Here is a 24,844-nt window from a genome sequence, read left to right as displayed (position 1 = left end):
TACGTCAGCTGCTCGCGCCCGCGAGCCAGGCCGTGGCGTTGAGGGCGAGGGGCCCATTGGTGGCGCCGGTGTCGTTCCAGCCGTCGTAGAGGGTGTTGCCGGACTGGCCGGTGCCGTCGTCGATCGGGGAGCTGTCGCCCCAGAACGCGATCCGGCCGCTGCCGAAGGTGCTGGTCAGGAAGAAGGCGCCGGTGTTGCCGGAATAGCCGGAGCGGTAGAGCAGTCCCTTCACGGCGGAGTTGTCGGCGGGCTTGAGGGTGGCCGTCGTACCGCTGGCGATGAGGCTCTTGGTGACCGTGCCGAAGGTGCCGTGCAGGACCGGGTTCGAGGCGGCACTGACGGCGGCCGGATAACCGGAGCTGATGCTCAGGGAGTCGATGGAGAAGCCGAACGGGTCGGTGGAGTCGACGCTGTTGTTGGTCATCAGGTCGTTGAGGATCTCGACCGCGTCCTCGCCGTCGTTGTTACGGTCGGCGCCGGTGTGGTCGGAGATCATGAACAGTCCGCCGCCGTTCTGGACGAACTTCATGATGGCGGTCTTCTCGGCCGTGGTGAACAGCGTGTTGGGCTCAGGCAGCACCAGCGTGTCGAAGTTCGCCAGGTCGGTCGCCGTGGAGCCGCCGTAGGCGAGGGCGGAGCCCGAGGGCAGCGTCTTGAGGCTGTAGTCACCGGTCTGCTGGAGGGCGACGCCCCAGGAGGAGAGCGCGCCGGTCCAGTCGGTCTCGCCGGAGGGGGCGGAGTCCTCCGAGAGCGGGTTGGGCTGGCTGCTGGAGATGATCCAGTCGGCGTTGCCGGCCGTCTCGGCGTGGGCGTTGTCGAAGAGGATGCGATGCGGGGTGGCCGCGGTCGCGGCGGTAGCGGTGGTCGCGGTGACGGTGGCCTGGACGGCGACGCCGGTGGCGATCAGGCCGAGCACGGCCAGGGCCGAGGTGATTCTGTGCCGGGACCCGGTGATGGCGTACATCTGGCATTCCTCCATGGGTGGGGGGAGAGCTGGGGGAAGGCGGTGCGGGTGACGAATCTGCGCGCGTAGACCAGGCGTTGACGGCTTCCCGGTGCACACAAGGCAGGACCGTACCGACAAGATCCACGCCACCGGGAGGCCCGGCCGGGGTTTCACGTAAAGCTCTTACACACGTGTAACCACCAGCCGGTAAGGGGCATTTGACGGTGATTACGGGCGATGTGAGGCGCCGAGCCTGGCCAACTCGTCGTCCGTCAACCGCAGTCCGCCCGCCGCCACGTTGTCCGCCACGTGTTCCGGGTTGCCCGTGCCCGGGATGGCAAGCACATGCGCCCCCTGGTGCAGGCTCCAGGCGAGCCGCACCTGGGCGGGGCTCGCGTCGTGCGCGCCGGCGACGGCAAGGACCGCGTCGTCGTGGGTGTCGGTGGCACCCCGGGCTCCCCCGCTGCCCGCGACGGCGAAGAAGGGCACGAAGGCGATGCCCGACTCCCCGCACAGGCGCATGAGTTCGTCGCCCTCCGGGTCGGGACGATCCAGCGCGTACCGGTTCTGCACGCACACGACCGGGGCGATCGCCTGCGCCTCGGCGAGGTGCTTCGGCTCGACGCCGGAGATGCCGAGGTGGCGGATCAGGCCGGCCTCGCGCAGTTCGGCGAGCGCTCCGAAGTGCTCGGCGACGGAGTCCTGGTCCATGCGGCGCAGGTTTACGACGTCGAGGTGGTCTCGGCCGAGTTGGCGCAGGTTCTCCTCGACGTGGCCGCGCAGTTGGTCGGGACGGGCGGAGGTGGCCCACTCCCCCGAGTAGTCGCGGTAGGGGCCGACCTTGGTGACGATGACGAGTTCGTCCCCGTACGGGGCGAGCGCGCTGTTGATGAGTTCGTTGGCGGAGCGCAGTGCGGAGAAGTAGAAGGCGGCGGTGTCGATGTGGTTGACGCCGAGTTCGACAGCCTTCCTCAGCACGGCCAGCGACCGTTCGCGATCGCTGGGCGTGCCGAGGTGGAAGGCCGCGCTACCGGTGAGCCGCATGGCTCCGAATCCGAGCCGGTTGACGGTGAGATCGCCGAGCTTCCAGGTACCCGCGGCGTCCGCGGTGATCGTCTCCGAAGTCATCGACGGAGTCTCGCACGCGCCCCGGGCTCCGGACCGGCGCTGGAGCCTCCCTTTTGGCGTCCTTATGCCGTCCTTTTAGCGTTCCTTTGGCACCCTTTACGGATAGACGTAGGTGTTCAGCGTGGCCACCGCCGAGGAGGAGTTGCCGAGGTCGTAGCGGTCCACGGCAAGGAAGTTGGGCTTCTTGCGGGCGGCCGGCTGACAGAACCGCTGGGCCCGGTCGGCGAGTTTGGTGTTGTCGGTCGTCGCCGTGGAGGCGATCGCCACGTCCCGGAAGTGGTTCATGACGAAGAGGGGCTTGAAGGCGCCCTCGGTGCGGGTCAGCGGGGTGTTGGAGTCGGCGCCGTACCAGCGGCTGTAGCAGGACCAGTCCGAGGAGCCGAGGCCGCCGCCCATTGACCAGTAGTTCTCCACGGTCCACTCGCGCTGGTACATCACGCCGAAGGTGTCCCGGGTGAGTCCGGCACTCTGGTCGGCGGAGCGGCTGTGGTCGGTGAAGATCAGCAGCCGGTCGTCGGCGGCGATGAGATCGGCGATCTTCGGCCAGCCGTTCTGCCGTACGCCGGTCTGGTCTGGCCGGTACAGGACGTCCGACAGGCCGCTGACGCGGGCGAGTTCACCGCGCAGGACGCCCGGATCGACGTAGTCCTCCAGGAAGACGGTGACGACCTGGGTGGGGTTCTGCTTGAGGAAGTCGACCATCCGCTGGAGGTCGACCCAGAGGGCGACGGGGCTGCCGACGAGGGTGCAGCTGTTGTGGCAGAGGATCGCGCCGTCGGAGGTCTGGTGGATGTCCAGCATGAACCCCCGTACACCGTCGGTGAGTTGCTGGTTGATGCCGCGCGCCTGGTTCGGGACGAGGTTGACGAAGGGCGGGGCGAAACCGCCGTCGACGCCGTTGGCGTAGGCGTTGTGGGCAGTGAGGAACGTGACCTGGTCCAGGGTCCGTTGGTCGGCGGACGGCATCGGGGCGACGGTGGTGGCGACCGGGGTGAGGTACCAGGCGGCCAGGCTGCCCGAGCCGCCGATGGCCAGCTGGTCGGGGTAGTTGGCGCCGGACGGCTTGGCGGCGACCGTCAGATAGCGGGTGGTTCCCGGGGCCTTGAGGGTGTACTGGTCGGTGCCGGAGGGGGTGATCTCCCAGGCCGCGTCGGCGCTCGTACAGGCGACGGTCCTGACCTGGTCACCGGAGCGGCCGAGACAGCTGCCCGCGGTGTCGACGCTCTCCAGGAGGTACGAGGTTCCGCTCGCGCGCAGGGTCCACTGCTGGTGGTCCTCGTTGCCCTTGGGTCTGTGCTGTTCGACGGCTCCGGCGTCGTCGGCGGCGTTGAGTCCGGTGGTGGCGCTCTGGACGTAGTAGGCGCCGGCGGCCGGAACCGGGGCGGCCAGGGCGGGCGGCGCGGGGGCGACAACTACCGCTGCCAGTGCGGCTGTTGCCGTGAGCAGAGCGGTGCGGGGGGTTCGCATTTACGGGGGCCCTTCATGAACTCGGCGACTCGATGACTCGATCGGCAGGGGCATGACATCACGAAGCCCGGCATGAAGTCAGCACACCCGGCACACCCGCACCTCAACCACCGGAACCCGTCTACTACTTCGGTCTGACCTTTGATATGTTTCGACGCCACCGAGGCTGCGGGAGGCGTTCGAACTGTGGACTTCGAGCTGACCGAGGATCAGGAAACGATCCGCAAGGCCGTCGCCGGGCTGCTGCGCGACTTCGACGACCGGTACTGGATGGAGAAGGACCGGGACCACGAGTTCCCGGCCGAGTTCTACGACGTCGTCGCGCGCGGCGGCTGGCTGGCTGGGGCTCACCATCCCCGAGGAGCACGGCGGCCACGGGCTCGGCATCACCGAGGCCACGCTGCTTCCGGAGCGATGCGGATCGCACCGATCAGCCAGGAAATGATCCTCAGCTATCTCGGCTCCCATGTGCTGGGGCTGCCGAGGAGTTACTGACCATCGCTGATGGTGCGTCGGTTGATGGTCCATCGGTTATCGCTTGCCAGAAGCCTGATGATCCTGATGACGGGGAGTCGGTCATGAACGACAACAGCGGACTGTTCGATCTCACCGGCCGGTCGGCTCTGGTCACCGGAGCGGCGGGCGGTATCGGGGCCGCCGTCGCCCAGGCGCTCGCCCGCGCCGGTGCCGCCGTGCTCGTGACGGACGTGGACGGGGAAGCGGCTGCCGCCGTCGCCGGGAACTTCCGCGCCGCCGGTCTGACGGCGGACAGCGCAGCCCTCGACGTACGGGACCGGGCCGCCGCAGATGCCGCAGCGGCGCGGGCGGCCGAACTGGCGGACGGGACACTCCACATCGTCGTCAACAACGCGGGAGTCACCGCGCCCGCCATGTTCGACAATCTGGCGGAGGACGACTTCCGGCGGATCGTCGACATCCATCTGATGGGACCTTCCACACCTCCCAGGCGGCGCTGCCCTACCTCCCGGAGGACGGCAAGGGGCGGATCATCAACGTCACGTCGTCGGCCGGTCTCGTCGGGACGCTCGGCCAGGTGAACTACTCTGCGGCGAAGGTGGGCATCATCGGTCTCACGAAGTCACTTGCGCGTGAACTGGCGCGCCGGCAGATCCTGGTGAACGCGCTGGCCCCGCTCGCCGCGACGCCGATGACGGAGACGATCCGCACCAACGAGAAGTTCGCGGCGCCCATGCTCGCGCGCATCCCGCTGGGCCGCTGGGCGGCGCCCGAGGAGATCGCCGGGAGTTTCGTCTTCCTCGCCTCGGACGCCGCGTCGTTCATCACCGGGCAGGTGCTGCCGGTGGACGGGGGTCTGGTCATGTGAACCCTCCCCCAGCCGAGTTGGAACCAGCCCGGTTCGGGACAGCAGAGCAAGGTTGCGTGTGTCAGCTGGACTCTCGCTCGACACGATGTACGCGCTTGGTTCTCGCAACGCGCAGAACGCACTTACCCGATCGTGCGGGGCGGTGAAGGTGACAGGCGAGGCGACTTGTCGTGTGACAGGCAGCGCGGGTCCCGTATTGAATGGTCCGGCCGAAGTGGTGTCGTCGACGAGAGGCCTGACCCGTGCAGAGCGCCGGACATTCCGCCAGTGACCCGCGCTTCGACGTGGTGAGGGTGCCCAAGGCGTCGGACGTGCTGGCCGCCGAGGTGCGTGAGCGGATCCTCTCCGGCGAGTTCACCGAGGGCATGGCGCTGCCGCCGGAGCGTCAGCTGGTCGAGCAGACGGGGCTGAGCCGGGCGACGGTGCGCGAGGCGCTGCGCATCCTCGAAGTCGAACGGCTGGTGCGGATCAGGCCGGGGCGCGGCGGCGGTGCCTTCGTGCACCGACCGGGCCACGAGTCGGTGGCGAACACGGTACGGCTGGTCATCCGGGGCCAGCAGATCCGCCTTGAGGCGCTGCACGAGACACGCGAGGCTATCGAGCCGACGTGCGCGGCACTGGCCGCGAAGCGGCGTACGGCGGCCGACCTCGCCGAACTCGACGCGGCGCACGCCGAGTTGGTGACCGCCGACGACGACATTCCGCGTTTTCTGCGGGCCAACGTCCGCTGGCACACCGCGGTGGCGAAGGCCGGCGACAACGAGCTGCTGATCGGTTTCATGACCGCGCTCTCCCAGTCGATCTACGCCGCCACGGACATCGACCAGTTCATGGACGCGGAGATCCGCGAGGTCACCACCCGTGCCCATGCCCGGATCACCGAGGCGATCCGGGCGCAGGACGGCCCCGCGGCGATGCGGCGGATGACTCGGCACGTCTGCGGGTTCGCCCGCGCGGCGGCCGAGGTGGACCAGCGGCAGCGGGTGGAGTTGCCCGAACCGGGCGACGACTGACAGGGCGCTCCTGCCCCCTCCCGGGCCGAGCCACGCCTGTACGAGAATGAGATTTTCAGTAAGCGTGAACAACACTCTTCACTTTTGGTCTGACCTTAACTAGCATCCGAGGTCGACCGACCAGACAGTGCGAGGAGAGGGTGCGCATGGGCGAGGCCGGCTCCGTCCTGACCGTGACCGCCGACGGCGATGTCCGGGTCGTCACCGACACAGACGCACACGAGGTCGCTGGCGGCGGCCAACTCGGCGGCGGATACGGCACGTTGGGCTGACGTGCCGACGAACGGGGTGAGCGACGCGGGCCTTCTCGCCCACAGCGTCGTCGGGAACCCGGCGTCGGCGATCCGCTGTGCCATGGGCCCGCCCTGGCTCCCGAGCCCGATGAACCCGACCCGTATCAACCGGCCTCCTGCCCGGCCGCTCCGGTGCCGGCCGGGTCCTCCGTTGCCGGGTCCTCCGTCCTCGCAGGCCGCTCGGGACGCCAGAACGTCGCAAGCAGCCCCGCCGTGGCCACCACGGCGACCCCGAGCGCGATGCCGCCCCCGGCCCAGCCGGTGACCTCGATGTCCGCCGCGTGGTCCACGGAGACCTTGCCGGGCCCCAGTACCCCGAGCGCCAGGCAGATCGCGGCCAGCATCAGGACGTACTCGTAGCCGTCCTTGAACACGAAGAACCCGTTGGGCCGGTGGGCTAGGAGCCCCGCGACCAGCATCACCGAGACGACCGCCGCGCAGGCCAGCGGGGTGAACAGGCCGAGGATCAGGAGCGCGCCCGCGCCGATCTCGGTGACCACGCTCATCCATGCCTGCAGCGTCCCGTGCCGCAGCCCGAGCCCGCCGAACCAGCGGGCCGTGCCCTCGATCTTTCCGCCGCCCCGCCAGTGGTTGAGCCCGTGCGCGATCATGATGACGCCCAGGACGACTCTGACGACCAGTACCGCGACCGCTTCCGCGTTCGTCAACTTGCTCTCCCCTGCTGCCGTTCGGCGACCTCCGCCGCCGAATCCTGTTCCTCGCGTGCGAGCACGCACTCCTCCACGAACGACAGCACCTTGAGGTGATAGGCCATAGAGGTCAACCCAATGCTCAAGTTGTGTCCGCCGCCCGCCTGTTCGTCGACGGCAACCCTGGGCGACGAGGTGAACAGGGAGGCGATGTCGGCGAGCGCCGAGGGCCCGGAGCTCCATACCCGCTCGTGTTCGCCGAGGGTGTAGTGGACGGGGACCCGGACAAGGGGGGCGAGCTGGGGAAACGTGTCGATCCAGCTCCGGGCCACGAAACCCTCGTACGCGGGTGAGCGCGAGGAGATGCGGGCGCCGCCGACCACGTCGTCCGCGTACAGACGGGACGGCTGCCACAGCAGGTCGCGCACCCCGCTGTTCGGTGGCCGGTGCCGCCAGTCGCCGAGGATGCCGGCCGCGTCGTCGTGTTGGCGGCGTCCGGTGCCGGCGAGTTCCAGGCCTAGCAGGTCCGGTCCGCGCCGTTCGTCGGCCGCCATGCGGACCCCGAGTTCGCTGCCGATGGAGTGGGCCAGCACGAAGACGCCGGCGCCGCGCGGGCGGGCGGGCCGCAAGGAGTCGCTCCACGGCCCCGTAGGCGACGTCGACGCGCCGCTGCGGGGACGTGAACTCCTCGGCGCGCGGGGCCGAACTGCCGTACCCGGGACGGTCGATGGCGATGACGGTGACGCCGAGGGCCTCGCCGGTGCGCAGCAGGGACAGCCGGGGCCGGTCCGGGTAGTCGAAGTAGCCCGAGAACGCGGCCCGCCGTGCAGCGCGAGGACGACGGCGCGCGGCTGCCGTGCCTCGCACAGCAGTGCCGACACGGCGATGCCGTCCACGTCGACGACGACGCGTGAGGCACCGGTCATGTGTCGGCCCGGAAAGAGGATCGCGCCGCTGGGCGCGGAACCGCCTGATCCACTCCAGTTCTCCTCGAACTCGGGCTCGGTGGAAAAGTCCCATGCCATGTCAGACGACCCTCGTTTCGACGACTCGATGCCGCGCGGGCACTGCTCCGGACGTCCGCGATGCAGATGAGAATAACATTCTCATTCTGTGCAAGTAAGGGTCTCGAAAGTTGCGGTGCGTGATTCGTTAGGGAGCTTCGACTGATTACCGCTGAAGTGCAGTATCGTTCTACAAGTGACCGCCATCCCCGAAGAGCCCGCCTGGCGCCAGCGCGCCGTAGAGCGATCCACCCGCGCCGCGAAACAGCGCGCCGAGCAGCGCGTTCAGCGCTTCCTGGACGCCGCGCAGGAACTCATCGCGGAGAAGGGGGCCACAGACTTCACCGTCCAGGAGGTCGTCGACCGCTCCAAGCAGTCGCTGCGCAGCTTCTACCAGCACTTCGACGGCAAGCACGAACTGCTGCTCGCCCTGTTCGAAGACGCCCTCTCCACATCGGCGATCGAGATCCGCGAGGCCACCTCGGGCGCCGGGGATCCGCTGCCCCGACTCCGGATCGCGGTGGAATTGCTGTTCGAGCAGTCGCTGCCCAACCCCGGTGTCCAGCGCCCCCTGTTCAGCGACTTCGCACTGCAGCTGCTGGTCAAGCACCCCGCCCAGGTAGCCACCGCACACCTGCCCCTGCTGAACCTGTTCACCGAGCTGCTGGAGCAGGCCGCCGAGGCGGGCAGCATCCACGCGGACAAGCCCCGCAGGCTGGCGGCGCTCCTCATGCAGACCGTCATGTTCGCCGCGCAGGCCAATGGCGTCCCCTCGGACAGCCACGCCCACCCGGTGACCGCCGACGAGGTGTGGCAGTTCTGCCTCGGTGGCATCTCCGGCGCCTGAGCCACTCCACGCACACCGACACTGAATCGCCCGCGTTGCCGAGAATGTCATTCTCGGCAACGCGGGCGATTGGCGTCCCGCCCCGGCGGGACCTCGGCTCAGCTCAGGGGCTTCGCCAGCACCGCCTTGCGGTGGCTGAACGTCTCGATCGAGTAGCGGCCGTGATAACTGCCCATCCCGCTCTCCCCCACCCCGCCGAACGGCAGGTCGGAGACGGTGAGATGGGCGAGCGGCAGACCGTAGCCGACAGCGCCGGAGGACGTCTCGGCGGCGATCCGCTCCCGGGTCGTGCCGGACTCGGTGAACACGTACAGCGCGAGCGGCTTGTCGCGGTCGTTGATGAAGCCGATCGCGTCGTCCAGTCCGGCCACCGTGACGATCGGCAGGATCGGGCCGAAGATCTCCTCCCGCATCACGGGCGAGGTGGGGTCGACGTCGGCGAGGACGGTCGGCGCGATGTACTTCGTCGTACGGTCCTTGACGCCGCCGGTGACGACCCGACCCGAGTCGAGCAGACCGCCGAGGCGGTCGAAGTGGCGTTCGTTGACGATACGGCCGTACTCGGTGGAGGTGGCCGGGTCCGCGCCGAAGAGGTTCTCGACGGCCTTGGCGAGCGCGGGCTCCAGCGCGGCGGCGGTCTCCGGGTCGGTGAGAACGTAGTCGGGGGCTACGCAGGTCTGGCCGGCGTTGAGGAACTTGCCCCGGACCAGCCGGTCGGCGACGACGTCCACGTCGATATCGGTGTCGACGAACGCCGGGGACTTGCCGCCGAGTTCGAGGGCGACCGGGGTGAGGTGCTCGGCGGCGGCGCGCATCACGATACGGCCGACGGTGCCGTTGCCGGTGTAGAAGATGTGGTCGAAGCGCTCGGCCAGCAGCGCCGTGGTCTCCGGGACGCCGCCCTCGACGACGGCGACCGCGTCCGTGTCAAGGTACTGGGGCAGCAGCCGGGCCACGATCTCGGAGGTGGCGGGGGCCAGTTCGCTCGGCTTGATCACCACCGCGTTGCCTGCGGCCAGTGCGCCGACGACCGGGGTGAGCAACAGCTGGACCGGATAGTTCCAGGGCGCGATGACCAGGACGACGCCCAGCGGGTCGTACTGCGTCCAGGCCGTGGTGTCGACGCCGAGCCGCTCGGGGACAGGGGCGGGCTCGGGGCGCAGCCAGCCGTCGAGGTGCTCGAGGGTGTGGTCGATCTCCCGGATCGTGAAGTCGATCTCCGTACGGAAGGATTCGGCCGAGCTCTTGCCGAGGTCCGCGTGGAGGGCGGCGGCCACGTCCGTGCCGTGCTCCGTGAGCAGTTCGCGCAGGCGGCCGAGCTGTGCCCTGCGCCACTCGACGGGCTTGGTGCGGCCCGTACGGAAGGTGGCGCGCAGGCGCGCCACGATGTCGGCGGGCTGCTCGGGGGGCGTGGGGTGGTTCACGGTGCCTCGCTCACGATGGTCTGATGCGGTGGTCTCGGGCGCGGATGGCCGGCTCGATGTACTCGACTTACCTGCCAACCTTTCATGCGGCAAAATATATTCCCTATACATGAAGATGACTGTGAGTGACCGATCGTCGCCGTGCGTGTCAGCGTCGATGAAGGCGTCAGACCTGGGCCGTCGTCCCGTCGAGCGTCACGGCCAGCCGATCCAGGAGGGCGCCGAGAAGTTCGTCGTCGCCGTCGCTGAGCAGCGGCCAGTCGGCGCGGACCTGGCGATCGAGGCGGCGCCAGTACTCCTGACCGCGTGGGGTGAGGTGGACGAGGATGCGCCGCCGGTCGTGGACGTCGACCCGGCGGTGCACGAGGTTCTGGTCGACGAGGTGGTCGACCAGCCGGGTCAGCGTCGGCGGCGGCAGGAAGGCGGCCTCGGCGATCGCGGTCATGTGGTGACCGGCACCGTCGGAGAGCAGGGCGAGGACGCGCCAGGCGTCGAGCGAGCAGCCGTGCTCGTCCAGGACGGGCTGGAGGTGGCGTGCGGCCAGCCGCTCGGCCCGCGTCAGGAGCCGCAGAAGGTCCTGGGGCCGACGCTGCGAAGGTGTGGGCATCCTGCTGCTCCTCGGTCCCGGGGATACGTACATCGTATGAGATGGCGGGGAGTTCACCGGGACCGCCCCGCCATCACGGTGGCGACCCCTCAGTCGTCCACCTCGCCCAGGAAGGGTCGGACCTCGACCGGCAGAGTCGTCGCCAGTGCCGCCTTGCGCCCCCACTCCAGCGCGGTGTCGAGGTCGGGTGCCATGAGAAGGCAGATCCCGCCGAGGAACTCCTTGTCCTCGGCGTAGGGCCCCTCGATTACCTCGACCTCGTCGCCCTGGGGCCGCAGTACGGTCGCCGCGTCAGGACGGTGGAGTCCGCCCGCGAAGACCCAGGCTCCGGCCTCACGCAACTCGTCATGGAAGACGCTCAGTCTGTGGTTGATCTCCACCATCGTCTCGGGCGCGGACGGTTCGCCGACCGGCTTCATCGCGCTGAGCAGGTAGTACTTCATCGCGTCCTCCTGGGCATCACGGCTCTGCCCCATCTCCTACACGAAGGGAGCACTTCTGTAGAGGCACAACGCACCGCGACACCGGGAGAATCTTGTTCATGACCGCCATCCCGCACCCGCTCGTCACCGTCGCCCGCCGGCTCGCCGCCGATGTCCTAGCCCCACAGGCCGGCCGGGTCGACCAGGAGGGCGTGCCCGCGAGCAGTATCAAGGCCATCAAGCGGTCGGGGCTGCTCGGGGTGAGCGCGCCGAAGGAGTACGGGGGTGCGGGCGCGTCCGCCGCGGTGGCCCGGGAGGTCGCCGAGATCCTGGCCGGGGCGTGCTGCTCGACCTGGTTCGTGCAGACCCAGCACCACACACCGGTGAAGCTGCTGACGGAGTCCCAGTTCCCGGTACGGGACCGCCTGTTGGGCCCGCTGTCGACGGGAGCCCTGCTCTCGGGGATCGCGTACGCGCACCTGCGTTCCTTCCCTCGCGTCCCGGTGCGGGTCGGGTACGAGCGCGGCGGCTGGCGCTTCGACGGAACGGTGCCCTGGTACACGGGCTGGGGGCTGAACGACGTCATGCTGCTCGCGGGGTTGTCCGACACGGACGAGGTGGTGTTCGCCTTCGCCGACGCCCGCGAACAGTCGGGGCTGCGTGCCTCGCCGCCCATGCGTCTGGCGGCGCTGACGGCCGCCCGTACGGTGTCCCTGGAGCTGAAGGGCCTGCGGCTGCCGGAGGAGGCGGTCGTTCTGCGTACCCCGCGTGAGAAGTTCGCCCTGGTCGACCTGCCGAGGGCCGCCAACACGAGCCCGGCAGTGTTCGGGGTGGCGTACGCGGCCCTCGAACTCCTCGCCGCCCACCCGGACGCCACGGCGACCGCGCGCTCACTGCGCACCCGCCTCGACGCCGTGCGCCGCACCGCGTACGCCCTCGCGGACCACCGTCGGCCGCAGGAGCACATGGCGGATCGGCTGGCGCTCAAGACCCGGGCGTACGACCTGATGCGTACGGCGACGACCGCGGCGATCGTCGCCGGGGGCGGCCGGTCGCTGGACCTGAACAGCCCGGCCCAACGGCTGGCGCGCGAAGGGCTGTTCCTGCTGGTGCAGGGCCAGACGTCCGATGTGCGGGGCGCACACCTGGGGTTCCTCGCCTCGCCCTAGCCTCGTGTCGCCTGCCCCGGTTGCCGGGTCGCCGCGAGGCTGCCGAGAAGCGACAGGGACTGCGCGCTCGTCGAGCCCGGGACCGCGTGGTACACCACGAGTTCCTGCCCCGGGGCGCCTTTCACGTCGAACACGTGCACCCGCAGTTCAAGGAGGCCGACCTCGGGGTGCGTGAACCGCTTCGACTGGACACGTTTCCCCCGGGCGTTGTGCTGCTCCCACATCGTCACGAACTCGGGGCTCTTCACGCGGAGTTCGTCGACGATCGCGCGGATACGGGGGCTGCCCGGCGTGAGTCCGTCGGCGAGGCGGACCCCGGCGACCGTGTTCTCGGCGACGGCGTGCCAGTCCGGGTAGAACGTGCGCGCCCCCAGGTCGAGGAAGAGCGAGCGCGTCAGGTTCCTGGAGAACGGGAACCCGAGGAAGAGCGCCTCCCCCAGACGATTGCTCGCCAGGACGTCGTACGCCCGGCCGAGGACGAGCGCCGGACTGTCCGGCCAGGACTGCAGGAGTTCCAGCAACGAGACGTCTGCCTCCTCCACCGGCGCCGCCGCCTCCGGTCGCGGGCTGAGCCCGGCCAGCCGGTACAGGTGCTGGCGGCCGTCGTCGTCCAGGCGCAGGACTTCACCGAGCGAATCGAGTACCTGGGGCGACGGATTGACCTCCCGTCCCTGTTCGAGGCGCACGTAGTAGTCCACGCTGACGCCGGTGAGCATGGCCACCTCCTCGCGCCGGAGGCCGACGACCCGGCGCCTTCCGTAGACGGGAAGACCTAGTGCCTCGGGGGTGAGCTGCGAACGTCTGCTGCGCAGATAGTCGCCGAGTGGTGAGGGGGCCATGCGCCCAAGGCTAGGGGCGGCGAGTGAGCGTATCCAGGGTGTGCCGCACCCAGGTGAACGGCGACCTTCCTCGCCCCCGGCGGGCGGCCGAGTCTGGGGCCATGACCACAAGCACTTCAACATTCCCCGAGGCCACCCCCTCCTCCCGGGTCGTCCTCGTGACCGGTGCCAGCAGCGGCATCGGCGAGGCCACCGCACTGCGGCTCGCCTCCGAGGGCCACCGGATCGTCCTCGGCGCCCGGCGCACGGACCGCCTTGCGGCACTGTCCTCCCACATCCGTGCGGAAGGCGGCCGGGCAGGCCATCGACGGCTCGACGTGACCGATGCCGCCGACGTGCGCGCGGCCGTCGACGACACCGTCGCCGAGTACGGACGGATCGACGCGATCGTGAACAACGCCGGTGTGATGCCCCTTGCGAGACTCGACGCGCTACTCGTCGACGAATGGGACCGCATGATCGACGTGAACGTGCGGGGACTGCTCCACGGCATCGCGGCGGTCCTTCCCCACTTCCGGCGGCAAGGAGCCGGCCACGTCGTGACGGTCGCCTCCGTCGGCGCCCACGAGGTGGTCCCGACCTCGGCGGTCTACTCGGCAACGAAGTTCGCGGCCTGGGCGATCACGGAAGGCCTGCGGCTGGAATCGGAGCCGGGCATCCGGGTCACCACGATCTCCCCGGGCGTGGTCGAGAGCGAACTCGCCGACCACATCTCGGACCCGCACGCGCAGGACGCGATGCGCGTCTACCGGCGCAACGCCATGCCGGCCGACGCGATCGCCCGGGCGATCTCGTACGCCCTCGGCCAGCCGGCGGACGTCGACGTGAACGAGATCGTCGTCCGCCCGGTGGGCCAGCGCTGACGCGGCAGCCGCCTTCGCCACGGTAGGCCCGGCGCGGGCCCAGCCCCCGCCGGGCGTGGTGAACGAGCCGCATACCCCCGCGAAGCGCTCAGCTCGCGAACGGCACCTGCGCCGCCGGGGCCGCGGTCGGCGCGAACGGGTGCTGCCACAGGCCGCGGGCGGCCAGCCGCGGCAGGACGCCCTCGCCGAACCAGTACGCCTCCTCCAGGTGCGGATAGCCGGAGAGGACGAACTCGTCGATTCCCAGGGCGTGGTACTCGGCTATGCGGTCGGCGACCTCGTCGTGGCTGCCCACGAGCGCGGTGCCCGCGCCGCCGCGCACCAGGCCGATGCCGGCCCACAGATTGGGGTGGATCTCCAGGCCGTCGCGGTTGCCGCCGCCGTGCAGGGCGAGCATCCGCTGCTGTCCCTCCGACTCGCTGCGGGCCAGCCCCGCCTGAATGTCCCGTACGGTCCCCGGGTCGAAGCCCGCGAGGATCCGGTCCGCCTCCGCCCACGCCGCCTCGGCGGTGTCGCGGGTGATGACATGCAGCCGAATGCCGAACCGCAGGGTGCGCCCCTGCTTGGCGGCCAGTCCCCTGACCCGGGCGATCTTCTCGGCGACCTGCGCGGGTGGTTCGCCCCAGGTGAGGTAGACGTCGACGTGCCGGGCGGCGACCTCACCGGCGATGGGCGAGGAGCCTCCGAAGTACACCTCGGGGACCGGATCGGGCACGCGGGCCAGCTTGGCGTCCTCGACCCGGAGGTGTTCGCCGGTCAGACTGACCGTCTTGCCCTCCCACAACTCCTTTACGACTTCGAGGAATTCGCCCGTGCGACGGTACCGGTCGTCTTTGTCGAGGAAGTCGCCGTAGGCCTTCTGTTCGTGGCTCTCGCCACCCGTGACCACGTTGAGGAGGAGCCGTCCGCCGGACTGGCGCTGGAAGGTGGACGCCATCTGCGCGGCGAGGGTCGGGGAGACGAAACCGGGGCGGAAGGCGACCAGGAACTTCAGGCGCTCGGTGTGCTGGCTGACCATGGCGGTGGTCAGCCAGGCGTCCTCGCACCAGGCGCCGGTGGGGGTGAGCGCGCCGACGAAGCCCAGGTTCTCGGCGGCGCGGGCGATCTGGCTCAGATAGGCGACCGTCGGCGGCCGGTTCTGTCCGAAGGCGGTGGCCGGGGTGCCGTGACCGCCGCCGACGACGTGGCGGCTGTCTCCGTTGGTGGGGAGGAACCAGTGGAAGGTGAGGGACACCGAAGATCTCCGATCGGGAACGTAGCGCACGTCGCGCTACAGCAGGCCGTGGCGGGGCGGTTTCGTGCCGTTCAGCACGTAGCGGCCGATGTGCTGGATCTTCCAGCGGGCCGGGTCGTGCAGGGTATGGGTGCGGGCGTCGCGCCAATGCCGGTGCAGATTCAGGGAGTTGAGGGCCGAGCGGGTACCGGCGACCTCGAAGAGGGCACCGGTGACCTCCACCGCGGTGGTCGCCGCGTGCGCCTTCGCCACAGCCACCGCGATGGACGCCTCGGCCGCCGAGTCGTCGGTGAGGTCGGCGCGGGCCTCGTCCACGGCCCGGGCCGCCTCGCGCAGCAGTACCTCGGACGCCCGTAGCTGCACGGCGAGTTCACCGAACCGCTGGATCAGCAGCGGGTCGTCGGCGGCGGTCTCGGCGCCGCTCTCGAACCAGGGCCGGCTCTTGGTCCGCACGAACTCCGCGGCCTCGGCGAACGCACCCCCGGCGATGCCCACATCAATGGCCGTGTGCAGCAACTGGGCTACGGCGCCATGGAGTTGGGGCCCCTGAAAGGTGAGGTGGTGCGGGAGGACCCGGTCGGCCGGGACGGGCACCGCGTCGAGCCGGACGGTGCCGCTGGCCGTCGTACGCTGGCCCATGCCGTCCCAGTCGTCCACGACCGTGAGACCGGGCGCGTCGCGCGGAACGTACGCCACGTGCAGGTTGTCGTCCTCGGTGCGGGCGAGGGCCGGGATCCAGTCGGCGAACAGGGCGCCGGTGGAGTAGTGCTTGACGCCGGTCAGCGTGAACGAGCCGTCGGGCTGCCGGTCCAGGCGGGTGCGGATGTCCTGGACGTGTTTCGTGCCCGCCTCCGACTGGGCGTTGCCGAGCCGCCGCCCCGCGAGGATCTCACCGAAGAAGAACTCCCTTTGCTCCGGCGTTCCCTGACGACGGATCACATTGACGTAGGCGAAATGGCTCTGCGGGGTCTGGGCGAGGCTGGCGTCGGCCGAGGCGAGCAGTCGGAAGACCTCGGCCAGGGTCTCCTGACGTACGTCCGCTCCCCCGTACTCGGCGGGCACGGTGACCGCGAGCAGTCCCGATACCGAGAGGCGGTCCAACTCCGCCCGGGGAAGGCGTCGTTCGGCGTCTCGGGCGGCGGCCCCGGTGCGGAACTCGTCCGCCAGGGCCGCCGCCACGGTCAGGGCCTCCACCTCGTCGGCGATGACTTTCGCGGTCATGGGAGTCAGACCGCCGCGGCGAGGAGCGGGGAGCGGCCGAGCGCCGCCGAGAACTGGTCGAGGACCTGTGTGAGTGCCTCGGCGGTGGCCGGGGCGACAGAGATGGAACCGTCCTCGTGTGCGGTGATGTCCTTGTCGAGGGTGAACCAGCCCTGGACGATGTGGGCGGCGCCCATGGAGTTGAGAACCGGGCGCAGCGCGTAGTCGATGGCCAGGACATGGGCGGTGCTGCCGCCGGTGGCCAGCGGCAGCACGGTCTTGCCGGTGAGGGCGTACTGCGGGAGCAGGTCGAGGAGCGCCTTGAGGACGCCGGAGTAGGACGCCTTGTAGACCGGGGTGCCCACGACGACACCGTCGGCGCCCGCGAACAGCTCGGTGGCCTCGACGATCGCCGGATGCCGGAAGTCTGCGCCTAGCAGGGCCTCGGCGGGGATCGTGCGTACGTCGAGCGGGATCACCTTGTGTCCCTGGGCGACCAGACGGGTGTCCAGGTGACGCAGGAGCTTTCCGGTGCGCGACGAGACGGAGGGACTGCCGGAGACGGACAGGATGGTGGCCATGGGGTCCTCTTTCTGAGGGCTTTCCGGGGTCCGGGGGCGCCTGTTCATGGCAGCGCTCCGGGCGAGCGGGCGGGATGGGCTTGAGGCGCTGACCGCTACGGACCGGGGCTCGCTCTGCGGGAGTTGGGCTTCGGTTTCACGCATGCCGAGAAGTCGCGCAACCGATAGGAGTCACCGGCCAGTTCGGTGTGGTCCTCGGTCCAGATCCGGCGGAGGCCCTGGATGAACTCCTCGGAGCGGCGAATGGGCCCCTCCCGGTTCGGGCGAAGCCGAGAACTGGGGGAGCTCGTCGTGCTCCAGCCAGGGCACGCCAATTCCCGTCCGGAGTTGAATCCGGCAAAATTCAGGCGGTTGCGGAAACGGAACGGGCGCGGCGGATCAGGACGGGGATCAGGCCGCGAAGCAACAGGAGGCGCTGGAGACGCGCGCGAGGTCGACGTGCCGTCGCCGCGTGAGGTCCAGTCGCATATTCATGTCATCGATCGTGACAGTCGCCGAAGAGGGCAGTCAAGGAAAACCCGACCGGTCTCGCATCCCGGACCACCTGATTTCACGAAGGTGTGACAGGGAAACCCTTGAACGGGCCGCTCGTACGTCCGCATTCTGCTGCGGTGCGTATTGAACAGCTGGAATACATCGCGGCGGTCACCCGGCTCGGTTCGCTGCGCCGGGCGGCGGAGGAACTCCGCCTGTCGCAGCCCGCGTTGAGCGAGACCGTGCGCAATCTGGAGCGTGAACTCGGGGTCGACCTGCTGGAGCGGAAACGGTCCGGCGCGACGATGAGCGCGGAGGGCCGGGAGCTGCTGCCGCACATCATCGACGTCCTCGACGCGGTGGACCGGCTGCGTGGCGCGGCGGGCGAACAGCACCGCATCAGCCGCATGGTGCGCGTCGGCACGGTGAACGCGGCGACCGTGCCGCTGCTCATCCCCGCCGTGCGGGAGTTCCGCGCGACACACGAGCTGACACAGGTGGAGGTGGTCGACGTACAGCAGGCGGAGATCCACCGGGGGCTCACGGAGGGCGGTTTCGACCTCGGGCTGGTGAACCAGCTGGAGGGCGACGACGTACCGGCCGGCTTCGAGAGCACCGAACTGCTGCGCGGACGGCCCGTGGTGTGCCTACGTCCGGACAGTCCCCTCGCGGCCCGGTCGGCGGTGTCGGTGGCCGACCTGCTCGCCGGGCCGCTGATCGCGATGCGCTCCGGGTACGTCATGCACCGCTACCTCCACCGGCTGCTGGAGGGGCACGGCGCGGCCTTCGCGTACTCCACGGACGGCGCCGAGATGGGCAAGCTGATGGTCGCGGAGGGACTCGGGGCGACGGTGCTGCCCGACTTCAGCGTGGTCGGCGACCCGCTGGAGCGGCGCGGCTTCCTCACCTACCGGCCGATCGCGGACGACGACACCACCCAGGTGCTGCTGACACTTCAGCGCCGCCGGGCGGAGTCCGTACCACTGGCCGCGCGCGATCTGCACGAGGTGTTCGTGCGCCGGGCGCGGGCGCTGGGCGGGACACTCACCGTGCAGAGTAGGTCACTCAGCATCACAGACCTGCACATAAGGGATAAATAAGAGCACAATGTGAGTACGCGGCGTAAACCGCAGACCGCATCAGACGCGGTCAGGCCTGCACAGCCGAAGGAGACGAGTCATGGCCAATGTCTCGCACACCAGAGGTGACATCCACAGCCACCCTGATGTATCCGAAATGCGGGCACGGTACGCCCGTATGCTCGGCGGTCGCGATGTGGCGCTCGTGGACGGACCGGTGTTCCTCGTCGGTCTCTACTGCGCGGCATCCCCCTGGATCCTCCACTACACGACAAGCCAGCCTCCGCTCGTGACCCACAACCTGATCATGGGCATCGCGATCGGCCTGCTGGCCCTCGGGTTCACCAACACCCCGGAACGCATGTACGGCCTCAGCGGGGCCCTGTGCGCGATGGGCATCTGGATGATCGTCTCGCCGTGGATCGTCGGCGACAGCCCTGATGCGGGTGTCGTGCTGAACAACGTCATCATCGGCGCCCTGGCCCTGTTCCTGGGGATGTTGAGTGCGGGCGCGACAGCGCGAAGCGCCCCCAGGGCATAGGTGGAAGCGGGTCCGGTCCTTGGAGGGGACCGGACCTGTTCATTCAGGGGTGGACCAGACTGTCCCGGTCCGCAGCGGGCACTAGAAGAGGAGGTAGGCAATACCGGCGAAGAGGGGCAGAAATGACGATCTCGAGCATCATCGGCGCCATCATCATCGGCACCGTCATCGGCGTACTGGGTCGGCTCTTCGTCCCGGGGCGCCAGCGCATCGGAATCCTCTGGACGATCGCCGTGGGCATCGTGGCCGCGCTCATCGGTTCGGCGATCGCCGCCGGACTCGACCTGTCCGACACGGACGGCATCGACTGGGTCGAGTGGCTCATCCAGATCGGGCTCGCCGCCCTCGGCGTGGCCGCGCTGGACCGGGCGAAGACACCGCGGCGCAGCCACAGCAGGCGCCGGTGAGAAGGCGGGCGCGACCAGCCCCCACCGGGCCCGCGCCGGACAGTCGTGCAAGGCGTTGAAACTCCGTTGCGAGCAGTGAGCCCCGGGGCTAGCTTCGGCGGGCCCACCGCACCGTGGCCGACGACCGGCACGGTGCGGCCTCAGTACTGCCCTGTACGGCCTTCTCACCGTCACGGAGACCTCTTGCCCCCCGCACCTCACCGCACTCACCGATCCCGAACCCGGCGCGTCGAGCCGGCGGCTCGCCTGGCTGGCCGCCGGCTCGGACGGCACACCGCTCGGTTCCGCCTTCCTGCGCCTGTTCACCAGGGAGGGCCAGGAGCATCTCGCCGAGCTGGAGATCTCGGTCCATCACACGGAGCGCCGGCAGGGGGTCGGCACCCGGCTCCTGGAGGCCGCTGTCGCCGCGGCCCGGAGTGACGGACGACGGTCGGTCGTAGCACAGGCCCAGGAGGGCTCCCCCGGCGACCGTTTCCTGGCGGACCGGGGTTTTCGCGAGGTGCTGGCACTGACGTACGCCCGGCTGGTCCTGGCCGACGCGGACCTCGCGGAGATCACCCACCTCGCCGAACTCCCGTACCCCGGCTACCGGTTGACGGCCTGGGACGGCACCGTGCCGCCGGGCCTGGCCCGCAGCTATGCCGACTCGCGCCGCGCCATGGACGACATGCCCATGGAGGGCACCGACTACGGCACGGTCGTGTGGGACGTCGACCGCGTCCTGGCGGCGGCGCAGGCGGTCGCCGCGCGCGGCGACCGCCTGCACACCGTGGCCGCGCTGGACACGGCGGACGGTTCGGTCGTCGGCTTCTCCGAGCTGGTGGTGCCGGGGGACGGCCAAGGCGACGGACAGCACTACGGTACGGCGGTACTGCCCGAGCATCGCGGACGCGGACTCGGCCGCTGGATGAAGGCCGAGTCGATCCGCCGCGCCCGCGAACGCCACCCCGGGCTCACGGGGCTGCTCACCGACATCGCGAACAGCAACACACCGATGCTCGGCATCAACGACGAGCTGGGGTATGTGCCCACGCACCGGGCGGTGGAGTTCCAGCTCGGGCTGTGAGGCAGGCGCCGCCCGGCGATCCGGCCGTCGTGAGCCGGCGTCATCGTGCGTCAGGGTCGGCCGTGGGTCAGGGTTCGTACATGTACGGCGTCGTCGTGGTGAGCGGTTCGAAGCCGAGGCGTTCCAGGACGGGCCTGCTCTGGTGGGAGGCGTCGACCTGGAGGTAGCGGTAGCCGCGCTTCACGGCGTCGCGGGCGCGGTGGGCGACCAGGGCGCGGTAGATGCCCTTGCCGCGCCAGGCCTCGACGGTGCCGCCGCCCCACAGCCCGGCGAACCGGGTACCGGGTACGAGCTCCATACGGGCCGCGCTCACCGGCTCGTCGCCGGCCAGCGCCACGACGGCCGTGACCGTGTCCGGGTCGTCGGTGAGCCGGGCGAGCAGCTGGTGCCGCATCCGGGAGCTGTCGGTGCCGAATGCCTTCTCGTGCACGTCCGCCACGAGCTCGACGCCGGCCCGGTCGGTCACCGGGACGAGGCGAATGCCCTCGGGCGGCTCGGTGTCGAAGGTCAGACCGGCGACCTCGCCGATCATCAGCGTCTCCTCGGGTTCGGGCGTGAACCCCGCCGTGCGCAGTCTCTGCCCCAGGTCGATGGGGAGGTCGTGGCCGTAGAGCTTCCACTCGAACTTGCGTCCGAGGTCGCTGTAGTAGCGGATCTGCTCGGCGATCGCCTCGTCGGCCCGCTCCGCGTCGAGGTCGGACCAGACGACCCCGTTCCATCCCTGGGCGTCGGCGACCTGGCGCACCACGCCCCCCACCCGTTCGATCCGGGCGCCTGGCCCGTCGGGCTGCGCCCCTTCGCGCATGTCCCGGTCGTAAAGGGCGAGCACCCCTGCATGATCCATGTTGTTACTCCAGCACCCCGATCGGGCAAGCGCAACGGTATTGGCACCTGCGATACGTCACGTCTCGGATCATTCGCACACGTGAAGCAGTGTTCGGCACCGCAAAGGGGCCGGCCTGTCCCTGCCCAGCCCTCCCGGCCGTACCGACGTAGCCTGCACCCTGACACCGCACCGCGAGGAGACCCGGTCAGCCATGGTGAAGAGCGACGAACTGCCCTACCTGCGCCGCTGTGTGGAGCTGGCCGCCGAGGCGCTGGCGGCCGGCGACGAGCCGTTCGGTTCCGTGCTGGTGGGCGGGGAGGGCGCCGTGCTGGCGGAGGACCACAACCGAGTGGCCTCCGGCGACCGCACCCGCCACCCCGAGTTCGAGCTGGCCCGCTGGTCCGCCGCCCATCTGACTCCGGAGCAGCGGGCGGCCGCCACCGTCTACACCTCCGGCGAGCACTGCCCGATGTGCGCCGCCGCGCACGCCTGGGTGGGCCTCGGACGGATCGTGTACGTCGCCTCCTCCGAACAACTGGCCGCCTGGCTGGGCGAGTTGGGCGTACCCGCACCCCCGGTACGGACCCTGCCGGTCAATGAGGTCGCGCCCGGTGTGACAGTCGAGGGGCCGGTGCCGGAACTGGCCGCACAAGTACGCGACCTGCACCGCCGATTCCACACCACCGCACCCCAACAGGACTGACCGCTACGGGCGTTCGCCGCTACCCGAGTTCGAGCGTGGTCACCCCGAAGACCCTCGCCCGCGCGAACTCCCGCACCGGGCCCGTGTACATGCGTGCCGTCTCGAAGGACGGCGCGAAGCCGGCCGCCTCCACCATCTCGACGGCGGCCGCGTTCGTCTCGGGGACGTCGATCGCGACCTCCGTCCCCGCCGCCTCCGCGGTCAGCGCGGCGAACAGCGCCCGGGCGTCGTCGGCGGTGTCGGCGAACAGCGGGCCGATGCGGGACGCGTCCCGGCCGGGGCGGACGACTCCGTAGCCGGTGATGGCGCGGTTTTCGGGGCCGCCCCCAGAGCCGTCGGCACCGGTTTCGCGCACGACGGCCCGATGGCCGGGGCCCGTCAGCCAGTACTCCAGGAAACGGGGCCGGTCGGCGGGGGTGCAGAGGGCGTCGTAGACCGTGATCGCCGCCAGGTCCTCCTGCCGTACAGGACGCACGCGCGCCGGGGTGTGGGCGGCAGGTGCGGTTCCGGTGAACCGGACGGTGCGGTGGGCGGGCTCGAAGCCGGAGCGGCGGTAGTTGTCCTGCTGGGCGACCACTCCGTCGAGGCCGACGGTACGGGTGCCGGCGTGGGCCAGCGCGGTCTTCCAGGTGGTGAGCCCGTAGCCACGGCCGCGCAGGTCGGGGCGGACGAGATAGAAACCCAAAAAGGCGTACGTCTCCCCGTAGTTGACGACCGAGATCGCCGAGACCGGTACCCCGCCGACCCTGCCGATGAAGAAGCCCTCGGGGTCCTGGGCGAAGAACCCGGCACTGTCCGACAGCCCCGGGTTCCAGCCTTCGTCGGCCGCCCAGCCGGTGACCACGGGCCAGTCCTCGGGCGTGGCCCGGGTGACGACGAGGTCTTCGGGAGCCGGGGAGGGCGGGCCGGCGGAGGGGGTCATGGGGGCGCTCCGTTCCGTTCAGTGGGGGGATGCCGCCCCATCCGACCATGGATCCGGCAGGGGCCGCGACCGTCCGGCGCCGGTGCGCACGCGGGTCCGCCCGCCGGGAGGCGAGGTTCCAGGGGCCCGCATATCGTGTTCGAGGGCGTCGTCCCGGTCCACAGCCGGGCCCGCCCATGGAGGCATCATGCGGTCCGCGTACCCACGCCGGGCGCTCGCCTCGGCCGCGACCCTCGCCCTGCTGGGGACGGGTGCGCCGATGGTGACCTCGGCGGACGACGAGCCCGGCCTGTCCCGCTTCTACCACCAGAAGATCAAGTGGTCGGCCTGCGCCGACGAGACGGCGATGGACGACCTGCCCACGGACGACCTCCAGTGCGGCAAGGTCACCGTCCCGCTCGACTACGCGAAGCCCGGCGGTGCCACCCTCGAACTGGCGATGGCCCGCTATCGGACGACCGGGAAGTCCCGCGGCTCGGTGCTGCTCAACTTCGGCGGTCCCGGTGGCGCAGGCGTCAGTCAACTCGCCTATGACGGCAAGGACTTCATGGGCCTGACGAACGGCTACGACGTCGTCACCTTCGACCCGCGCGGCGTCGGCAGGTCCTCCCCCGTCAGCTGCGGCGAGGACACGGCCACGGACGCCGAGGTGACCGGCGACAAAGCCTGGCGCAATCCGCGTGCCGTCCTCGAACAACTGCGCAGGGCAGCCCAGGCCTGCGTACGGCACTCCGGGCCCGTCCTGCGCCACATCGGCACCGTCGACGCCTCCCGCGACCTCGACGTGATGCGCCAGGCCCTGGGCGACAAGAAGCTCAACTACTTCGGCTTCTCGTACGGCACACGACTCGGCGCGGTGTACGCGGCCCAATTCCCCAAGAAGGTGGGCCGGTTCGTCCTCGACGGCGTCGACACCCTGACCGAGTCGCTCGCCGAGCAGGGCCTCGCGGGCGCCGCCGGGCAGCAGACCGCCCTGGAGGGCTTCCTCAACTGGTGTGTGAAGGACATCGCCTGCCCGTTCGGGCAGGACGCGCGCACCGCCCGACAGCGGGTCGTCGACCTGGTCGGCTCGCTCGACGAGGACCCGGTGCCGACCGGCTTCGGTGGCCGCTTCTCCGGTCAGGACCTCGTGGGCGCCATCGGCCAGGGGCTATACAGCAACCAGATGTGGCCGGCCCTGGAGCGGGCCCTCACCACGCTGGTCGAGGACGGGGACCCACGAGGGATCATGGGGTTCGGCACCTCAGGCGTCGCTGTCCCCGTCCTCCCGCGCCAGGACCCCTCCCCCGGCTCCGACGGCGGACTCGTCGACGATGTCGAGATACCCATCGACAACCTCCCCGCCGCGCTGATGGCGATCAACTGCGCGGACGACCCCGACCGGCCCACCGCGGCCCGGATCACCAAGGATCTCGCCGCCCTGCGCGCCACCTACGAGAAGGCCTCCCCGGTGTTCGGCCGCTACCGCCTCACCGAGGTCCTGACGTGCTACGGCCGCCCCAAGGGCACGGACTTCATCCGAACGGAGGTACGGGACGTCGACGCGCCGAAGATGCTTCTGGTGGGCACGCGCGGCGACCCGGCCACGCCGTACCGCTGGACCACGGAGACGGCCGAGCGGCTGGGCTCGTCGGCTGTCGTCCTCGACAACAAGGGCGAGGGCCACACCGGGTACGCGTCCTCGAAGTGCGTGCACCGCACGGTCGACGCGTTCCTGCTGTACGGCTCCCTCCCGGCCGACGGCAGCTCCTGCGGCGCGGACGACGAGGACTGAGGCCCGCTCACGGGTGCCGG

26 protein-coding genes and 3 pseudogenes are annotated in these 24,844 nt (G+C 70.1%); 12 read left to right on the top strand and 17 right to left on the bottom strand.

Features of this window, described 5'->3' with window-relative positions; genetic code table 11:
* Nucleotides 1-10: 10 nt before the first annotated feature.
* The 3 genes and pseudogenes from OG734_RS45375 to OG734_RS45365 all read right to left on the bottom strand — a co-directional run.
* Nucleotides 11-964: pseudogene (locus OG734_RS45375) on the bottom strand (hydrolase); the annotation flags it as partial.
* 210 nt (nucleotides 965-1,174) lie between these two features.
* On the bottom strand, nucleotides 1,175-2,074 hold the full coding sequence (locus tag OG734_RS45370) for an aldo/keto reductase (protein ID WP_330293219.1): 900 nt from the start codon (nucleotides 2,072-2,074) through the stop codon (nucleotides 1,175-1,177).
* Between the two features lie 96 nt (nucleotides 2,075-2,170).
* A complete protein-coding gene (locus OG734_RS45365) occupies nucleotides 2,171-3,541 on the bottom strand; it encodes an RICIN domain-containing protein (protein ID WP_330293218.1) in 1,371 nt (456 codons plus the stop codon).
* A 186-nt stretch (nucleotides 3,542-3,727) separates the two neighbouring features.
* Here OG734_RS45365 and OG734_RS45360 point away from each other — a divergent pair, with 186 nt between their 5' ends.
* The 3 genes and pseudogenes from OG734_RS45360 (at nucleotide 3,728) to OG734_RS45345 (ending at nucleotide 5,899) form a co-directional block, all read left to right on the top strand.
* Complete coding sequence (locus OG734_RS45360) at nucleotides 3,728-4,036, top strand: hypothetical protein (RefSeq protein WP_330293217.1); 309 nt, start codon at nucleotides 3,728-3,730, stop codon at nucleotides 4,034-4,036.
* 83 nt (nucleotides 4,037-4,119) lie between these two features.
* A pseudogene (locus tag OG734_RS48235) lies at nucleotides 4,120-4,886 on the top strand (SDR family NAD(P)-dependent oxidoreductase).
* A gap of 242 nt (nucleotides 4,887-5,128) precedes the next feature.
* Nucleotides 5,129-5,899 carry a FadR/GntR family transcriptional regulator gene (locus OG734_RS45345; protein ID WP_330293215.1) on the top strand — a complete coding sequence of 257 codons (771 nt, stop codon included), beginning with the start codon at nucleotides 5,129-5,131 and terminating at the stop codon, nucleotides 5,897-5,899.
* A gap of 95 nt (nucleotides 5,900-5,994) precedes the next feature.
* Here the strand turns inward: OG734_RS45345 and OG734_RS45340 are convergent, their stop codons facing one another.
* The 3 genes from OG734_RS45340 to OG734_RS45330 are packed head-to-tail and all read right to left on the bottom strand — an operon-like array spanning nucleotide 5,995 to nucleotide 7,471.
* The gene (locus OG734_RS45340) at nucleotides 5,995-6,255 is read right to left on the bottom strand and encodes an NAD(P)-binding domain-containing protein (RefSeq protein WP_330293214.1); all 261 of its coding nucleotides are present in this window, start codon (nucleotides 6,253-6,255) and stop codon (nucleotides 5,995-5,997) included.
* Between the two features lie 41 nt (nucleotides 6,256-6,296).
* A complete protein-coding gene (locus OG734_RS45335; RefSeq protein WP_330293213.1) occupies nucleotides 6,297-6,860 on the bottom strand; it encodes a DoxX family protein in 564 nt (187 codons plus the stop codon).
* Entirely contained in the window at nucleotides 6,857-7,471 is a 615-nt protein-coding gene (locus OG734_RS45330; protein WP_330293212.1) for a hypothetical protein, read from the bottom strand. The genes OG734_RS45335 and OG734_RS45330 overlap by 4 nt, the downstream gene beginning before the upstream one ends.
* A 571-nt stretch (nucleotides 7,472-8,042) precedes the next feature.
* Here OG734_RS45330 and OG734_RS45325 point away from each other — a divergent pair.
* Nucleotides 8,043-8,693, top strand: a complete 651-nt coding sequence (locus OG734_RS45325; RefSeq protein ID WP_330293211.1) for a TetR/AcrR family transcriptional regulator — start codon at nucleotides 8,043-8,045, stop codon at nucleotides 8,691-8,693.
* A gap of 98 nt (nucleotides 8,694-8,791) precedes the next feature.
* On the opposite strand, the gene OG734_RS45320 is transcribed toward OG734_RS45325, so the two are convergent.
* From OG734_RS45320 to OG734_RS45310, 3 genes are all read right to left on the bottom strand, one after another.
* Entirely contained in the window at nucleotides 8,792-10,117 is a 1,326-nt protein-coding gene (locus tag OG734_RS45320) for an aldehyde dehydrogenase family protein (protein ID WP_330293210.1), read from the bottom strand.
* Between the two features lie 166 nt (nucleotides 10,118-10,283).
* The gene (locus tag OG734_RS45315) at nucleotides 10,284-10,724 is read right to left on the bottom strand and encodes a MarR family winged helix-turn-helix transcriptional regulator (RefSeq protein WP_330293209.1); all 441 of its coding nucleotides are present in this window, start codon (nucleotides 10,722-10,724) and stop codon (nucleotides 10,284-10,286) included.
* Between the two features lie 89 nt (nucleotides 10,725-10,813).
* The gene (locus OG734_RS45310) at nucleotides 10,814-11,167 is read right to left on the bottom strand and encodes a YciI family protein (protein ID WP_330294023.1); all 354 of its coding nucleotides are present in this window, start codon (nucleotides 11,165-11,167) and stop codon (nucleotides 10,814-10,816) included.
* A gap of 98 nt (nucleotides 11,168-11,265) precedes the next feature.
* On the opposite strand from OG734_RS45310, the gene OG734_RS45305 reads away from it, so the two are divergent.
* A complete protein-coding gene (locus OG734_RS45305; RefSeq protein WP_330293208.1) occupies nucleotides 11,266-12,315 on the top strand; it encodes an acyl-CoA dehydrogenase family protein in 1,050 nt (349 codons plus the stop codon).
* Here OG734_RS45305 and OG734_RS45300 read toward each other — a convergent pair.
* Nucleotides 12,312-13,154 carry a helix-turn-helix transcriptional regulator gene (locus OG734_RS45300; protein WP_330293207.1) on the bottom strand — a complete coding sequence of 281 codons (843 nt, stop codon included), beginning with the start codon at nucleotides 13,152-13,154 and terminating at the stop codon, nucleotides 12,312-12,314. The two genes, OG734_RS45305 and OG734_RS45300, sit on opposite strands and share 4 nt — an antisense overlap.
* A 101-nt stretch (nucleotides 13,155-13,255) precedes the next feature.
* On the opposite strand from OG734_RS45300, the gene OG734_RS45295 reads away from it, so the two are divergent.
* Complete coding sequence (locus OG734_RS45295; RefSeq protein ID WP_330293206.1) at nucleotides 13,256-14,017, top strand: SDR family oxidoreductase; 762 nt, start codon at nucleotides 13,256-13,258, stop codon at nucleotides 14,015-14,017.
* 88 nt (nucleotides 14,018-14,105) lie between these two features.
* Here OG734_RS45295 and OG734_RS45290 read toward each other — a convergent pair whose 3' ends face one another.
* The 5 genes and pseudogenes from OG734_RS45290 to OG734_RS48225 all read right to left on the bottom strand — a co-directional run bounded on the left by OG734_RS45290 (nucleotide 14,106) and on the right by OG734_RS48225 (nucleotide 17,500).
* Nucleotides 14,106-15,251, bottom strand: coding sequence for an LLM class flavin-dependent oxidoreductase (locus OG734_RS45290; RefSeq protein ID WP_330293205.1), 1,146 nt, complete (start codon nucleotides 15,249-15,251; stop codon nucleotides 14,106-14,108).
* Nucleotides 15,252-15,287: 36 nt separating this feature from the next.
* Nucleotides 15,288-16,472 (bottom strand): SfnB family sulfur acquisition oxidoreductase, encoded by a 1,185-nt coding sequence (locus tag OG734_RS45285; protein ID WP_330293204.1) that lies wholly within the window; start codon nucleotides 16,470-16,472, stop codon nucleotides 15,288-15,290.
* A gap of 5 nt (nucleotides 16,473-16,477) precedes the next feature.
* A complete protein-coding gene (gene ssuE / locus OG734_RS45280) occupies nucleotides 16,478-17,032 on the bottom strand; it encodes an NADPH-dependent FMN reductase (RefSeq protein WP_330293203.1) in 555 nt (184 codons plus the stop codon).
* A 98-nt stretch (nucleotides 17,033-17,130) separates the two neighbouring features.
* Nucleotides 17,131-17,353, bottom strand: a pseudogene (locus tag OG734_RS48230) (hypothetical protein); the annotation flags it as partial.
* 69 nt (nucleotides 17,354-17,422) lie between these two features.
* Nucleotides 17,423-17,500, bottom strand: coding sequence for a putative leader peptide (locus tag OG734_RS48225; protein ID WP_359016820.1), 78 nt, complete (start codon nucleotides 17,498-17,500; stop codon nucleotides 17,423-17,425).
* A gap of 143 nt (nucleotides 17,501-17,643) precedes the next feature.
* Here OG734_RS48225 and OG734_RS45270 point away from each other — a divergent pair, with 143 nt between their 5' ends.
* The 4 genes from OG734_RS45270 (at nucleotide 17,644) to OG734_RS45255 (ending at nucleotide 20,599) form a co-directional block, all read left to right on the top strand.
* Nucleotides 17,644-18,606, top strand: coding sequence for a LysR family transcriptional regulator (locus OG734_RS45270; RefSeq protein ID WP_330293202.1), 963 nt, complete (start codon nucleotides 17,644-17,646; stop codon nucleotides 18,604-18,606).
* A 79-nt stretch (nucleotides 18,607-18,685) separates the two neighbouring features.
* Entirely contained in the window at nucleotides 18,686-19,126 is a 441-nt protein-coding gene (locus tag OG734_RS45265; protein ID WP_330293201.1) for an SPW repeat protein, read from the top strand.
* Between the two features lie 122 nt (nucleotides 19,127-19,248).
* Nucleotides 19,249-19,533, top strand: a complete 285-nt coding sequence (locus tag OG734_RS45260; RefSeq protein ID WP_330293200.1) for a GlsB/YeaQ/YmgE family stress response membrane protein — start codon at nucleotides 19,249-19,251, stop codon at nucleotides 19,531-19,533.
* Nucleotides 19,534-19,684: 151 nt separating this feature from the next.
* Nucleotides 19,685-20,599, top strand: a complete 915-nt coding sequence (locus OG734_RS45255; RefSeq protein ID WP_330294022.1) for a GNAT family N-acetyltransferase — start codon at nucleotides 19,685-19,687, stop codon at nucleotides 20,597-20,599.
* Nucleotides 20,600-20,666: 67 nt separating this feature from the next.
* Here the strand turns inward: OG734_RS45255 and OG734_RS45250 are convergent, their stop codons facing one another.
* Nucleotides 20,667-21,443, bottom strand: coding sequence for a GNAT family N-acetyltransferase (locus OG734_RS45250; RefSeq protein ID WP_330293199.1), 777 nt, complete (start codon nucleotides 21,441-21,443; stop codon nucleotides 20,667-20,669).
* 193 nt (nucleotides 21,444-21,636) lie between these two features.
* On the opposite strand from OG734_RS45250, the gene OG734_RS45245 reads away from it, so the two are divergent.
* On the top strand, nucleotides 21,637-22,128 hold the full coding sequence (locus tag OG734_RS45245; RefSeq protein ID WP_330293198.1) for a nucleoside deaminase: 492 nt from the start codon (nucleotides 21,637-21,639) through the stop codon (nucleotides 22,126-22,128).
* A 19-nt stretch (nucleotides 22,129-22,147) separates the two neighbouring features.
* Here OG734_RS45245 and OG734_RS45240 read toward each other — a convergent pair whose 3' ends face one another.
* Nucleotides 22,148-23,050 (bottom strand): GNAT family N-acetyltransferase, encoded by a 903-nt coding sequence (locus OG734_RS45240; RefSeq protein ID WP_330293197.1) that lies wholly within the window; start codon nucleotides 23,048-23,050, stop codon nucleotides 22,148-22,150.
* A 187-nt stretch (nucleotides 23,051-23,237) separates the two neighbouring features.
* On the opposite strand from OG734_RS45240, the gene OG734_RS45235 reads away from it, so the two are divergent.
* On the top strand, nucleotides 23,238-24,824 hold the full coding sequence (locus OG734_RS45235; protein ID WP_330293196.1) for an alpha/beta hydrolase: 1,587 nt from the start codon (nucleotides 23,238-23,240) through the stop codon (nucleotides 24,822-24,824).
* The last annotated feature ends 20 nt before the right edge of the window (nucleotides 24,825-24,844 follow it).

The sequence above is a fragment of the Streptomyces sp. NBC_00576 genome (genome assembly GCF_036345175.1).
In the GTDB taxonomy this organism is placed as follows: domain Bacteria; phylum Actinomycetota; class Actinomycetes; order Streptomycetales; family Streptomycetaceae; genus Streptomyces.
This window is presented reverse-complemented; position numbering and strand designations above follow the sequence as displayed.